At 72.4% G+C, this 15186-nt stretch carries 6 protein-coding genes; all 6 read left to right on the top strand.

What is annotated here, in order from left to right; genetic code table 11:
- The first annotated feature begins 204 nt into the window (after positions 1–204).
- The 6 genes from ACFVU2_RS14795 (at position 205) to ACFVU2_RS14770 (ending at position 15161) form a co-directional block, all read left to right on the top strand.
- Complete coding sequence (locus ACFVU2_RS14795; protein WP_387875690.1) at positions 205–1182, top strand: hypothetical protein; 978 nt, start codon at positions 205–207, stop codon at positions 1180–1182.
- Between the two features lie 76 nt (positions 1183–1258).
- The gene (locus tag ACFVU2_RS14790; RefSeq protein WP_387875688.1) at positions 1259–2632 is read left to right on the top strand and encodes a hypothetical protein; all 1374 of its coding nucleotides are present in this window, start codon (positions 1259–1261) and stop codon (positions 2630–2632) included.
- Positions 2633–2769: 137 nt separating this feature from the next.
- On the top strand, positions 2770–3900 hold the full coding sequence (locus ACFVU2_RS14785) for an RDD family protein (protein WP_387875685.1): 1131 nt from the start codon (positions 2770–2772) through the stop codon (positions 3898–3900).
- The gene (gene eccCa, locus ACFVU2_RS14780) at positions 3897–7865 is read left to right on the top strand and encodes a type VII secretion protein EccCa (RefSeq protein ID WP_387875682.1); all 3969 of its coding nucleotides are present in this window, start codon (positions 3897–3899) and stop codon (positions 7863–7865) included. The genes ACFVU2_RS14785 and eccCa overlap by 4 nt, the downstream gene beginning before the upstream one ends.
- Positions 7866–8001: 136 nt before the next feature.
- Complete coding sequence (locus ACFVU2_RS14775) at positions 8002–9138, top strand: serine/threonine-protein kinase (protein ID WP_387875680.1); 1137 nt, start codon at positions 8002–8004, stop codon at positions 9136–9138.
- Positions 9135–15161: an Ig-like domain-containing protein gene (locus tag ACFVU2_RS14770; protein WP_387875677.1), complete on the top strand. Its 6027-nt coding sequence runs from the start codon at positions 9135–9137 to the stop codon at positions 15159–15161. Before ACFVU2_RS14775 ends, ACFVU2_RS14770 begins: the two co-directional genes overlap by 4 nt.
- Positions 15162–15186: the final 25 nt, after the last annotated feature.

The following is a 15186-nucleotide window of genomic DNA, read 5'->3' as shown; positions in this document are numbered from 1 at the left end:
CAGACCGATGAGGCGGCAACCACTGCGTTGTCGAGCGTGTCGAGCAGGGCTGCCAATGTGAGCGCGTCTCTCGAATCCGTACAGAACACCGTCGAGTACGCGAACGAGAGACGGCGTGACCTGGCTCACCACGAGATCAACTCTCTCGATCAGAAGGCCCCGGCATCCTTGTCGGGCGCCGAAGCGAACATCCTCCAGTCAGCCGTGAGCGGCTCACTTTTCGCGTTCGGTCCGCTGTCGATCGTTGCTGGGGCCGGCGCAGTGGGAATCGTCAACAACTTCCTCGCGGCGAACCGCGAGAGCCATGCGCGCGAGGCGGTCCAGCGCATCAGTGACGTGATGGACGACATGGCACCGGAGCCCCCTGCCCCTATCCCGACGCCCAAGAACGATCGTGACAAGGACGGGAACTCTTCGAACTCGTCGACATCGCGCGACACCGTGGGCGGTGGCCCCCGCGGCGGCATCCCCACCGGCGGCTCCTTCGGCGGCTACCCCGGCGCGCACGTCGAGCCCCTGTCGCAGGTCGACACGGGCGGCGTCATCAGCTTCCCGCACTCGGGCGGCTCGACGGGAGGCGGTCACACCGGGACGGGCGTGACGCCCGGCACCGGCATCGACGGCTCCATCACGCCCGACGGCCCGATCTCCGGCGGTTCGACGACGCCCGGGTGGGGTTCGGGAGGCAGCGGCAGCGGGCTCGGTGGCGGCAACGGCGGCGGCTTCGGCGCGACGCCCGGTCTGGCGGCCGGCGCGGGCGGGGCGCTCGCGCTCGGCGGAGCGAAGCTCGTCGCGGCGCGCGGTGGGTCGATGCTCGGCTCGGGTCTCAACGCCAAGGTGGGCTCGCTCGGCGCCGGTGCTGCCGGCGGCAAGCTCGGCGGTCTGAGCGGTGCGGCGGAGTCCGCCGCGGCACGCTCCGGCTCGCTCGCGGGCGCGGGACGCGCGGGAACAGGCGGACTGCTCGGATCCGGTTCCGGCTCGGGTGCGGCGGGAGCCGCAGGCGAAGGCGCTGCCGCTCGCGGCGGTGCCGGCGCGGGCATGATGGGCGGAGCCGGCGGCGCGGGCCGTTCGGACGAGAAGCGGCAGGGCCGCGGACTCGGCGGCCCGATCGCGCCGAAGATCGACGAGGACCAGGAGCGCGGACCCCGGTCGGCGTCGGCCGGTCCCGGCGGCCGCGGCTGAGCCGCGGGTTTCGATTCACCAGGGTGCTGAAGGATGTGGGCGTGAACACGATCACGACTGAGCCGTGCAGACGGGCGTGACCGAGCGGCGTCGTCTTGCGATCGTCGACGGTGCGCGCGTGCACGAGATCGTCGTCCCCGTCGGCACGCTGCTCGAGACCGCGCTCGACGGAATCGGTCTGCGCCTCCAGCCCGGAAGGCATGTGCTCGTCGAACGCACGGGGCGCGAGGTCGCGACCGACCAGCCCGCCTGGCGCTTCGACGACGGCACCCTCCTCTCGGTGGTCGACCTCCACGACCGCCCGCAGCCGAGCACCCGCAGCTCTACCGCATCCGGAGCAGGATTCCCGACCGAGACGGTCGCCTGGTGGATCCTCGGTGCCGTCGGCGTGCTCGTCAGCGCCCTCGTTCTCGGGGGTGCGGAGTCCCTTCCGGCCGGCTTCCGGATCGGCGGAGCGGTCGGCCTCGGACTCGCTGCGCTGATCGTCGGAATCACCTGGTCAGTGCGCACGCGCGACGACCAGGCGCCCTCGGCGACCGCGACGGCCGCCCCTGCAGCGGCCCTCGGGCCCGTGGCGCTCGCTTTCGCAGCGGGAGCCGCGGCGATTCCGCCGACGGCCCACAGCATTCCTCTCGTCGTCCTCGCCGGTCTGGCCGCCACCGCGGTGCTGGCCGCCGTGATCGCCCTCGTGGCCGGTTCCGAGGCCGTGCGCGACTCCGCCGGTGCCGCTGCTGTCGTACTGCTCATCCTCGGCGCGATCTGGGCACTGGCGCTCCTGCTCGGGATGCCCGCCCAGGGGGCCGCGGCGATCTCGCTCGGCGCCGCGCCGGTCGCGTTGCGGGCTCTCCCGACGATGCTCCTGGATGTGCCGCCGGGCATGTTCATCGACTATCAGCGCTACCAGTCGACGCGCTGGGCGGTGCGTGAGCGTGTGCCCGAGCCGGGCGAGGCCGTCACTCTGACGGGGGCGCGGCGCATCGCCGGCCAGTCGACCGCTCGACTGCAGACGGCGACAGTGCTGATCGCGGGGATCGCAGCGGTCTCGGCTCCCGTGGCCCTGATCCCGCTCCAGCCCGTCGATCCGCTTCGCTACTGGGGCCAGCTCGTCCTCGCGGCCACTGTCGCGCTCGCGCTGCTGCTCAGTGCGCGGCGGTCCTCGGTCCGGCTGCTGCGCTGGGTTCCCCGCGCCGCCGCCGGAGTGGTGGTCCTCTCCGTGGTCGTCGCGGCGACCCTCGCCTCCGGCGCCCTCGGGCTCAGCGTCGCCGCGGCCGGACTGCTCGTGATCGGGATCGCGACCGCGGCCGTGCTCGTGGCCGTCGGCCGCGGGGCGAGTTCGCTGTTCTGGTCCCGCCTGGCCGACCTCGTCGAGGCGCTGTGCGTGGTCTTCGCGCTTCCGGCCGGTCTCGTCGCCGCCGGTGTCATCGACCTGATGAGAGGGGTGATGGCGTGATGAGCGCTGTCTCGTGCTGGAACTGCGGGCAGGCGTTGCCCGACGGGACCGCCCGTTGCCCGTCTTGCGGCGTCCCCCAGGACCGCCGTCCCCTCGCGCCCAGCACCGGCGGCGTTCCCGCCGTCGGTTCGCTGCCCGTGACCTCTCGCGCCGTCGCCCGCGACGCGTCCCCCCTCGGCCCGGAGTTCGCCGGGAGCCCGGCCGCCGTCGGAGCGCGCCTTGCGGCGTTCACGATCGATGTCGTCGCGGTCGCCGTCGTCGGCGTCGCCGTCGCGGCCCTGACGCGCTCCGTCGTCCTGACCGGCATCGCCGTCGTCGAGCTGGGCGTAGGCCTCCTCGTCCTGCAGGCGCGTACCGGACTGGGCCTGGGGAACGCGCTGCTCCGGCTGCGCGTCTCGCGCAGCGACGCACCCTTCTCGCCCGGCCTGGGCCGTGCGTTCGTGCGGTCCTTCCTCACCGGTGCGGGCTCGCTCGTGCTGGGTGTCGGAGCCTGGGTCGTCGAAGCCTCGTCGGCGTGGGACAGCGGTACCAAGCGCCGGTCCTGGGCGGACCGGGCCGCGGGCACCGTGGTCGTCGCCGTCCCGCGGCGCACGAAGACCGAGGCCGCAGCCCCCGCAGCGCCCTCGATCGTGGCGCCGCCGCTGCCCGGCGGCGTCTCGTTCGACCTCTCCGAGCAGGTGACGGTGCTGCCCGGCGCCGCGCCTGCCATCGCGCCCGCGTCGTCGGCGAGTCCGGCGGCGCCGCCCGCGCCCGTCCTCGCGCCGCCGCAGGTCATCCCCTCCCGTGACGTGCGCGGCGTCGTCGGCGACACGGGCCGGTCCTCCGACACGGGAACGGGAACAGGCACAGGCACAGGCACCCCCGGTGCTCCGGGTCCGGTCCCCGTCGAAGCGGCCGGCGGCACCGTCGGCGGCGAGACCGGCGGCGAGCTCCTCCTCATCTTCGACACCGGTCAGCGGGAGCAGCTCCCCGTCCCCGTCGCGGTCAACCTCGGTCGTGCCCCTGCGGGGTCCGAGCCCGGCGACCGTCTCGTCGTAGTGCGCGACCCCGAGCACACGGTGTCGAAGACGCACGCGCGTCTCGAGCACTCGTTCTCGGGCACCTGGATCACAGACGGCGGCTCCACCAACGGCACCGAGCTTCTCGACGAGACGGGCGCCTCCCGCCGCCTCGAGCCCGGGGTCCGGACCCTCGTCGAGGACGGCGACCGCGTGCAGCTCGGCAATCGCGTCTTCACCATCAGCAGACTTCTCGGAGGTGCCTCATGAGCGCTGGTCCCCGGCTCGCACCGCCGCGCGTCCCCGGCGGCAAGATCGTCGTGCAGGCGCCGCCCGAGCTCGTTCCGAGCGAGAGCGGCGGCCTCATCACGTCCCTGCTGCCCATGCTCGGCAGCATCGGCGCGATCGTCATGGTCACGATCTCGAACGCGGGGCCGACCGGGTTCATCACGGGCGGAATGTTCCTGCTGTCCTCGCTCGGCTTCGTCGCCGTCAACGGCTGGCGGCAGCGGTCGCAGCGCACGTCGCAAGTGCTCGGAAGCCGGCGGGAGTATCTGGCGTACCTCTCCGAACTGCGGGACACGGTGCGCACGGCCGCGCGCCAGCAGCGACGGTACGGCAACTGGGTGAACCCGGCTCCGGCCGCGCTTCCGTTCATCACCGAGGACCGCACGCGGGTGTGGGAGCGCATCGCGTCCGACGAGGACTTCCTGCTCGCCCGGATCGGCGTCTCCGACCAGCCGCTGTGCGTCACGCTCGAGGCCCCCGAGCTGCCGCCGCTGGCCCAGCTCGACCCGGTCGCCGCATCCGCCGCGCACCGGTTCATGCTGACGCACGAGATCCAGCCGCGCCTGCCGCTGGCCGTGCCGCTGACCGAATACTCGCGGGTGGAGATCACCGGCGGCGACGAGAACGCCGTCCGGTCCCTCGCGCGCGCCGTCCTGCTCGGCGTCGCGACGATGCAATCGCCGGACGACGTGCGCATCGCGGTGCTCGCGGGGGAAGGACAGCTGTCGCAGTGGGAGTGGGCCAAGTGGCTCCCGCACGTGCAGTCGGTCCGCGTGGAGGACCGACTCGGACCCGCACGGGCGATCGCGTCGTCCATCGACGAGCTCGCCCGGATGCTGCCAGCCGAGCTGCGCGAGCGTCCCCGGTTCTCGCCCGGTGCGAAGGCCGCGCCTCACGTCGTCCTGGTGGTCGACGGTGCGCGCGTTCCCGCGGGCGATCCGCTGGTGGGCGGCGACGGCGTCGCGGGCGTGACCGTCATCGAGCTGCCGACGCGCTGGGGCGCTCTGGAGGACTCCGACGTGCTGCGGCTCGCGCTGCCCGGCGACCCGGCCGCACCGGCCGACCGTGCGGAGGCCATCGACCTCCGTTCCGACACCCGCGTCTTCACTCCGGACACGGTCTCGGTCGTCGAGGCGGAGGCGACTGCGCGCCGCCTGCTCCCGCTCTACGCCGGTCCCGTCGCCGCGGTCGACGGCGGCACGACGCGTTCGCAGCTGGAGCTCGTGGAGCTCCTCGGCCTGCCCGATGTGCGCGAGGTCGACTTCGACCGCGCCTGGTCCGGCCGGCTGGAACGCGACAGACTGCGGGTCCCGATCGGTCAGGACACCGACGGCGCGACGCTGGTGCTCGACCTCAAGGAGGCCGCGCAGCAGGGCATGGGCCCGCACGGCGTGCTGATCGGTGCCACAGGCTCCGGCAAGTCGGAGGTGCTGCGCACGCTGGTGCTCGCCCTCGCCCTGACGCATTCGCCCGAGCAGCTCAACTTCGTGCTCGTCGACTTCAAGGGCGGCGCGACCTTCGCAGGCATGGCGGGCATGCCGCACGTGTCGGCGATCATCACGAACCTCGGCAGCGAGCTCGCCCTCGTCGACCGCTTCCAGGACGCCCTGCAGGGCGAGGTGGTGCGGAGGCAGGAGCTCCTGCGCGCCGCCGGCAACTTCGCCAACGTCTCCGACTACGAGAAGGCGCGTCGCAACGGGCGCACCGACCTCGAGCCGCTCCCCGCCCTGCTGATCGTGGCGGACGAGTTCTCCGAGCTGCTCGCGGCGAAGCCCGAGTTCGTCGAGAGCTTCGTCAGCATCGGCCGCGTCGGCCGTTCGCTGCAGATCCACCTCCTGCTCGCGTCGCAGCGCCTCGAGGAGGGCAAGCTCCGCGGACTCGACACCTACCTGTCGTACCGGATCGGTCTGCGCACCTTCTCGGCGGCAGAATCGCGCACGGTGCTGGGCGTCCCGGACGCCTACACGCTTCCCCAGGAGCCGGGCGTCGGCTATCTCAAGGCCGACACCGAGTCGATGACCCAATTCCGGGCCGCCTACGTCTCGGGACCGCCGAAGACGCGCCGCCGTGCCGGGGCCGGGGACGGCCAGGTGACGGCGACCGCGGCGGATGTCGCACTGTTCACCGCAGCGGCCCAGCCCCTGGAGATCGCGGAGTCGACCGATGCTCCGGCCGTGACGACGGTGGTCGAGACCATCGAGGAGCGCAGCACGTTCCAGATCGCCGTCGAGCGGATGAACGGCCGCGGACCCGCCGCACACGCGGTATGGCTGCCGCCGCTGCGCGATCCCGAGCCGCTCGATCGGCTCCTGCCCGATCTCGCGGTCGATCCGGCGCTCGGCCTGGTCTCGCCCTCGTGGCGCGCAGCGGGCTCGCTCACCGTTCCGCTGGGTGTCGTCGACGTGCCGCTGGAGCAGCGGCGCGAGCAACTCGTCGTCTCCCTGGGCGGAGCGGGCGGTCACGTCGCGATCGTGGGAGGCCCGCTCAGCGGCAAGTCGACGCTGGCCAGGACGCTGGTGGCGTCGCTCTCCCTCACCGGGACTCCGCTCGAGCTGCAGTTCTACGTGCTCGACTTCGGCGGCGGCAGCTTCGTCGGCCTGCAGCGCCTGCCGCACGTCGCCGGGGTGGCCACGCGCACCGAGGAGGAGTCGGTCCGCCGCACGGTCGCCGAGGTCGAGTCGATCCTGGACGCCCGGGAACTCTACTTCCGCCAGCACGGCGTCGACTCGATCGACACCTACCGCCAGCGCCGCGCGGAGGGGCTGGTCGACGACGGCTGGGGCGACGTGTTCCTCGTCGTCGACGGCTGGTCCACCCTGCGCAGCGAGTACGAAGCGCTCGAGCCGCGCATCCAGGCCATCGCGGCGCGCGGACTCAGCTTCGGTGTGCACCTCGTCATCACCACGAACCGGTGGCTCGAGATCCGTTCCAGCCTGAAGGATCTGCTCCAGACGCGGGTGGAGCTGCGTCAGGGCGACGCCAGCGACTCCGAGATCGACCGCAAGGCCGCCGCGAACGTTCCCGCCGACGCCCCCGGTCGCGGTCTCGCGCCGAGCAAACTGCACATGCTCGGCGCCCTGCCGCGCATCGACGGCTCGGGCGATGCGTCGCGACTGGTCGACGGGGTCGACGATCTCGTGGAGCGCGTCTCGAACGCCTGGCGCGGGCCCGCGGGACCGAAGCTGCGGCTCCTGCCGGAGAACATCTCGCTCGACGAGGTGCGCGACCAGGCGCCGTCGGCGGACCGTCGGCTGCTGCTCGGTGTCGACGAGGCACAGCTGGCTCCGTTCGGCATCGACCTGGCCGCCGAGTCCCACCTCTACCTCTACGGCGACTCCGGGATGGGCAAGTCGTCGTTCCTGCGCGGCATCGTGCACGAGATCGGTCGGCTCTACACGCCCGATCAGGCCAAGATCTTCGCCATCGACTACCGGCGCGCGCTGCTCGGCGAGATCCCGAGCGAGTACCTCGGCGCGTACATCACCTCGCACGACCAGGCGATGTCGGGTGTGGGCGAGCTCGCGCAGTTCTTCTCCGGCCGGCTTCCCGGACAGGACGTCACCACCGAGCAGTTGCGGGATCGCTCGTGGTGGAAGGGTGCCGAAGGCTTCGTGATCGTGGACGACTACGACCTCGTGGCGACCAGTCAGGGCAACCCGGTCGCCGCGCTGCGCCCGCTGCTCGCCCAGGCGGCGGATGTCGGCCTCCACGTCATCATCACCCGCCGCACCGGCGGGGCGAGCCGTCAGGCGTACGACCCGATCATCCAGGGGTTCACCGACCTCGGCGTGACCGGCATCATCCTCGGCGGCAACCCGGAGGAGGGGGCCTTGATCGACCGGGTGAAGCCGATCCCGTCGGTGCCGGGACGCGCCCAGGTCGTCAGCCGCGAGCGCGGCCTCTTCTCGGCGCAGCTCGCACTCCCTGCGACCCGAACGGGGCGATGAGGCGGCGGATGGAATCGAATAGGCTGGCGGTGACGCCGGGGTTCCGGCGGCCCCGTGACCAGACCGGGGCCGCACGATCCGGTTCGTCGGGGGAGAGGATCTTGATGCCCGGTCGTACGGTGCGGAGCGCTGAGGCATGAGCAGACGTGCCATCGCCTCGCCGCCCGTGCTGCCCGGGTACGCCGTCATCCGCCCGCTCGGCTCCGGGGGCTTCGCCGACGTCTTCCTCTACGAGCAGGACCTCCCGCGGCGCGTGGTCGCGGTGAAGGTGCTGGCCGCAGAGGCGGTCAGCGACGAGACCCTGCGGGCGTTCAACGCGGAGGCGGACATCCTCGCCCGGCTGAGCGCGCATCCCGCGATCGTCACCGTGCACCTCGCGAGCATCTCGTCGGACGGGCGACCGTTCTTCGTGATGGAGTACTGCCCCGACACGATGAGTGCACGACTCCGGCGCGACTCCCTCGCCCTGACGACCGTGCTCGAGACCGGCGTGCGGATCGCCGGCGCCGTCGAGACGGTGCATCGCGCGGGCCTGCTGCACCGCGACATCAAGCCGTCCAACATCCTGATCACCGCGCTGGGCTCGGCTGTGCTGGCCGACTTCGGCATCGCGGCAGCCGACGACGAGGACGGCGACGTGGCGATGTCCGTCCCGTGGTCGGCGCCCGAGGTCCTGCAGGAGACCACCAACGGCACCGTGGCGAGCGAGGTGTGGAGTCTCGCAGCCACCGTCTACACGCTGCTCACCGGGCGCAGCCCCTTCGAGTCGGACCGCCGGCAGACGAATACGCGAGACCTGATGACGGGCCGCATCCTGAAGGCCGTCTACACGCCGACCGGGCGCGACGACGTCCCCCCTCGCCTCGAGGACGCCCTGCGGACCGCGTTGTCGAAGGACCCGTCGCGTCGGTTCGCGTCCGCGCAGGCGTTCGCGGAGGAGCTGCGCTGGGTGCAGTACGAGCTCGGGATCCCGCCGACGGCGATCGAGGTCGCGTCGCCCGAGTGGGCGCGCGCCGCGGGCCTCATCGACCTCGACGACCGCGATCGCCGCGGCCCCGTCGTCTCCACCGTGAACCCCGATTCGCGCCGCGCCCAGCGCGAGGCCAAGCAGGCCGCAGCGGCGGCGGAGGCGAGGCGCGACCGCGACGGCCTCGTCGTGCGCGAACGCCGCTGGGCCGGCAACCCGCTCGTCCCCGCCCTCATCGGCGCCGGTGTGGCCGTCGTCGCGGTCGTCGGCGTGGGCGTTGCGTTGATCGCCGGCGGAGTGCTGTGAGGCAGCAGGCCCCCCGGCGCCGTTTCGGCCGCGTCGCCGCGGTTGTCGCGGTCGTCGCCGCGATCGGGCTGGTCGTGACGGGCGCCGTCGTCGCGCAGGGGTACGACACACAGAAATCCGAGGCGGTCGAGAGCTCCGTGTGGGTGACCAAGGCGTCCGGCCAGTACGCACGCGTCGACACCGACCTGAAGCAGCTCAGCACGGTGCGGGATGCGGAGGATCCGAGCGGTGTCGTGCAGCACGGCTCACAGGGCATCGTCTTCACGCAGGGGTTCCGCCAGGCGTGGGACGTCGACCCCGCCGACCCGAAGGCGCTGGTGGAGGGGTCTGCGGCGGAGGCCGCATCCGCGCCGTCCTCGTCGTCCACGGAGTCCTCCGGCGGCTCGACCGGCGCCTCCACCCCGAGCGGCACCCGGCAGGTGCTCTCGAACGGCGACTGGGCCGCCTACCTCACCGATGCCGGCACGGTGTACGTGCAGCAGATCTCCGGGCAGGGATCCGCCGGCAAACCCGTCCCGATCGACCCGTTGCAGCAGGAGCGCGCCACGACGGGTGCGGAAGGGTACGTCGCGACGGCCGTCGCGGTGGCGGCGGACGGCACCGTCGCCCTGTACTCGGCGAAGGAGCGCGCGGTGCGCGTCTACGACGCCGCGCGCGGCACCTGGACAGGCGACGCCGCGAAGCTCGACTCTCCGCCGCCGGCCTCGGCCAAGGTCGCGCTCGCGCTCGCGGGCGACACCTGGGTGCTCGCAGCGCCCGCGCAGAGCAAGGCGTGGATCGCCGGCCGTGGCGCCGCGGTCGACGTCCGCCTCGGCAGCGACGCACTGGCCGGGAGCACCTCCGACGACGGCACCGCGTACTTCGCCGACGGCTCGGGCCTCGTATCGGTCCAGGTGCGCAGCGGCCAGTCGGGCCGCACGCTCGACGCGTCCGGTACGCCCGCCCCGCCGACCGAGGTGGCGGGCACCGTCTACGGGGCGTGGCTCTCCACGACGGCCGGGCAGCTTTGGTCCGCCAGTGGCGGCACGAATACGCTGGACGTTCCCCAGGGCACCCTCGAGGACGCCAAGTCCCTCGCACCGCAGATCCTGAGCAACGGCCAGCGCGCCGTCCTCGACGAGACCGAGTCGGGGACGCTCTGGACCATCCCCGACGGCACCCTCATCCCGCCGTCGCAGTGGAACGCGGACGACGAGAAGAAGACGCAGGAGACCGAGACCACGACGCAGGTCGAGGAGGTCACCCAGGAGATGCCGCCGGTGGCGCAGCCGTCGACCTTCGGCGTGCGCGCGGGCGCGACGGCCATGCTGCCCGTGCTCCTCAACGCGCATTCGCCGGTCAAGCGCGCCGTGCTCACGATCGTTCCCGATTCGATCGGGGGCGGTCTCAGCGATCCGGGCTTCGGCGACCTCTCGCTGACGGCCGACGACCAGCAGCTCGCCATCCACGTGCGGGCGCAGAGCGGCACCGCGACGTTCAGCTACGTGGTGACCGACGGCATCATGCAGTCGCAGCCGGCGACCGTGACCTTGCACGTCGTGGCAGACGCCGACAACGGCGCCCCGGCCTGGTGCGGCATCGAGAACTGCATGCAGACCTGGCCCACCGTGTCGCTCGCGCCCGGCGGCACCGTCTCCGTGCCCGTGCTCTCCGCGTGGGTGGATCCCGACGGCGACCCGATCGCCCTGGCCGACGCCCGCAAGTCGGACGCGGCCGCGCCGATCCGCGTCGTCGCGACCGCCGACGGTCACGTGGCCGTCCGCCACACCGACCCGAACGCCGGCGCGGGCACCTACGCCGTGATCGTGACGGTGGTGGACGCGCGCGGTGCGCAGACGACGAAGGAGCTCGTCGTCTCCGTCGCGGCCGATCCTGCCTTGACAACGGTGCCCGCCGCCGTCGTCACCGGTGTCGGCGAACCGCGCACCGAGGCGATCGCCGACCACGTCGAGGGCGGCTCCGGCTCCTACCGGCTCACCGACGCCGTCATCACGACGGGCGACAAGGACAACGCGACGGTGACGCCGAACGGCGCGGCCGGCACCATCCAGCTGACGGCGAAGGCCGCCGGCGAGTATTTCGTCGGCTACACCGTTCAGGATGCGCAGACCAAGGCCGAGCAGACCGGCGTGCTGCGGTTCAGCGTGGTCGCGGGAGGCCGTGCGCTCACCATCCCGCCGCTCGTCGCCTTCGCCCGGGCGCAGGAGGACACGACGCTGGACGTTCTCCCGGCCGTCCAGAACACGTCCGGACGCGTCCTCGCGGTGCAGTCGGTGACAGCGGACGCCGACCGGCTCTCGGCGAGCGTCGTCGACAACGCCCAGGTGCGCGTCAGCGGCACCACCGCCGACGGGCGGCCCGGGCGCATCGGCACCGCCACGGTCACGATCGGCGACGGCGCGGGGCAGACCGTGCAGGGTGAGATCACGGTCTTCCTCGTCGACCCGGCGACCGGCATCGGCCCGATCGCGCGCCCCGACGCCGTGACGGTGCGCGCGGGGACTCAAGTCGACATCCCCGTCACCGCCAACGACATCGCCCCGCGCGGCGAACGCCTCGTCCTCGCCTCGCAGATCGAAGGATCGGGGGCGCCGGGCGAGCTCGTGTTCGCCGCGGGAGACACGGTCCGATACCTCGCACCCACGAAGGCCGGGGTCTACACCCTCCACTACTCGGACTACGTGGAGTCCGACCCCAGCCGTCTCGACTCGACGGAGATCACCGTCACGGTCGTGGCGGACGGCGCCAACCGTGCCCCCGAGCCGTCGACGCTCACCGCCCGCGTGCGCGCCGGCGGGACGGTCACGCTCGCCATCCCCTCCGCCGGGCAGGACCCGGACGGCGACGCCACGGTGCTCTCCTCCCTCGCACAGCCGAAGGCCGGCTCGGGCGCCGCCACGATCGGCGCCGATGGCCGCTCGGTCGTCTACTCCGCGCCGGGCGGCGGTGTGACCGGCGGTCAGGTGTCGTTCGGCTACACGCTGCGCGACCCGGCCGGCGCCACCGGCGACGGGATCATCCGCATCGCCGTGCTCGGCAGCGCCGATGCGGATGTCGCTCCGATCACCTACAGCGACGCCGTGCGCACGGTCAAAGGATCGGGCACGCCGCTCACGGTGCAGCCCCTCCTGAACGACCGCGATCCGGCGGGAGGCACGCTCAGCCTCGTCTCCGTGGCGCCGAACGCGCCCGAGCTCCCGGGGTCGAGCGAGTACAACCGGCTGAAGGGCCTGATCGCATCGGGAACCGACCTGAAGTCCGGGACGGTCCGTCTGCTGCCCGGCGACGTGGAGGGTGTGCAGTCGTACATCTACACGGTGAAGTCATCGGCCACCTCCAGCACCGCACAGGGCCTGATCGTCGTGACCGTGACGGCGGAGGCCGCGACTGATGTTCCCGTCGTGACCGACACCGTCATCGGCACCCGCGACCGCGGGGAGCTCGCCACCGGCGTCGACGTCGTCGCGGGCAAGACGATGTGGAGCTCCGGCAGCATCTCCGATCTCACGCTCGCGGTGTGGGGCCCGTCGGCCTCGTCGTACACGGTGACGGGCCACCGGATCAGCGGGCCGGTCCCGCGCGACGGCGCGCTCGTTCCGTTCGCGATGACCGGCACGGACCAGACCGGGCGGAAATCCATCGGCTACGGCTTCCTGCGCATCCCCGCGTTCGACGACATGCGCCTGCAGCTCGCCGGCGGCCTCACCGCGTACAAGGTGGGCGAAGAGCAATCGGTGACCATCCCGCTGAAGGAGGCCGTCGACCTCGCCTCCGGGGACGCCCTGCAGGTGCGCGACGACAGCACCTTCGCCGTACAGCGCGCGAACGCCCGGTGCACGCCCGCCGGCGGCTCCAGCGCCTCGTACGCGGCCGGCAGGGAGGCGCCGTGGAACGACACCTGCACGGTGCAGGTGCGCCTCGCCGGCCAGAGCACTTGGACAGCGCTGCCGGTGCCGGTCGTCATCCAGCCCAAGAGCCCGCAGGCGCAGCTCAACTCGGTCAGCCGCACGGTCGCCCCCGGCGCCTCGCAGACCATCGACCTGTACTCCGATCTGACGAGCTGGGAGGGTGGCCGCGTCGGCGACCAGGCGGCCCTCGACTACCGGATCGTCTACTCGGGCACGAACTTCGCCGTCACCCAGTCCGGCCGGACCCTCACCGCGACGGCTCGGGCGGACGCCCATCCCGGCGCTCGGGAGGCCGTCACCGTCTCGGTCACCTCGTTCGGAGGCCTCACCGCCACCGTGACGCTCGTCGTGGGCGCGGCACCGCCGGATGCGCCGCGGGCCGCCACCTTCACCCAGTCGTGCTCGGTGAGCGCCGGCCCGTCGTGCTCGGTCACGGTCATCGGTGTGGCGGGGGAGTACGACCCGTTCCAGGGCAAGCAGGGCTCGGGCCTCAAGCTGGTCGGCCTCGGTCAGACGACCTGCGCGGTCGCCGCGATCTCCGCATCGGGGACCACCGCGCTCACCGCGACCTGGCCCGGAGGAGCGAAGCCCGCCGGCGGCAGCTGCATCGTGCCGTACACGGTCGCCGACGCCCAGGGTCGCACCGGCGGGGGCACGCTCACCCTGGATGTGCAGGGGTACCCGGCGCAGCCGAGCTCGGTGACGACGACCGGCTTCACGGGATCGAGCGTCACGCTCCTCGTCACCCTCGGCGAGGCGGCCCTCGCGCATCCGGGCCTCCGCGGTGTCGCGATCTACGAGAACGGCCAGCAGGTGCCGTCGAGCTGCGCGGCCGGCGCGGCGGGCACATACTCGTGCACCGTCGGCGGCCTCGTGAACGGGCAGCGGCACACCTTCAGCGCGCGGGCGGTCAACGCAGTGGGCGAATCGCTCGACACGACGCCGGTGCTCACCTGGGCGTACCAGCCTCCCGTGATCAGCGGCGGCAGCAGCGGCACCGTCTACGACCCGGCCCGCACGACCGCGACGCAGGGCGTGATCTCGCTGTCGATCCAGTCGAGCGACGACACCAGCGGCTTCCAGATCAGCATCGACGGCAACCCGGTCGCCCAGATCCCGCGCAGCGGCGCCACCACGACCTGGACGGGGACGGCCTCCCCGGGATCGCGGAACGTCTCGGTCATCCCGGTCAGCCAGTTCCAGCCGCCGCTCGGGTCGGGCAACACGGGGTCGGCGTGGGCGCAGTCCGTGCAGGTCTCCGGGGCGCCGATCGTGACGTCCAACGGCACGCTCGTCGCGTCGTCGAACACGGGGCTCCAGCTGAAGGATGTCGGCGTCGACGCGAATCACAGTGCCAAGGGCGTCAACGTGCTCTATGCCGTCTGGCGGGAGGGGGCGCCGCAGCCGTCCTGTTCCATGGACGGCAACGGCAACCCGGTGATGCCCGGCGGGCAGGCGTCGAACACCTTCGGCGGTCTGCAGGAGTACACCAAGTACTTCGGGCAGGCGTGCGCCGCGAACGGATTCGGAGCAGTCGCGTCCGGCGTGCAGCAGGCGTACACCTTCACCGTCTCGCCCGGCGGGCAGGGCGTCACGTACACGGTCGGCGTCGACCCGTCCCGCACGATCACCTCCGGCGCCTTCACCACCGGCTACGAGTTCCTGAACGTGACCGGGCCGAACGTCCCGCAGCGCAACCTCTTCGGGGTCTTCTACCGCATCAACGGCACACTGACCTCGAACTTCGCGCTCTCCCGTGACGTCGACCCCGGCCACATCACGTACAGCTACTGCTTCCTGAGCAGCACCAGCGCGTGCGGGGCGGAGGCCGACGTGACCTCGACGACCATTCCCACGACGGTCACGGTCAACGTTCCGACGGACTGCACGGCCACCCCGACGAAGGACGACCTCGTGTTCTCGGGAGCGGTGAAGTCGGCTGATGCGTACACGATCGCGATCGCGAACGACACCACGACGCTGACCGTGAGCTACAAGGTCACCTTCACCGGCGCCTACCAGGCGCTCGGCGAACGGACGCTGACCCGCTGCGGCGTCGCAGCACCGGCCAACCCCGACCCCGATCCGGGGACCGGCGGCGGTGCCGGCGGATGAGCGACGACATGACCCAGAAACCGCT

Origin of the sequence: Leifsonia sp. NPDC058194, assembly GCF_042883605.1 — a bacterium.
Lineage (GTDB): Bacteria > Actinomycetota > Actinomycetes > Actinomycetales > Microbacteriaceae > Leifsonia.
The sequence above is the reverse complement of the archived record's forward strand: the minus strand, read 5'-3'. Positions and strand labels throughout refer to the sequence as shown.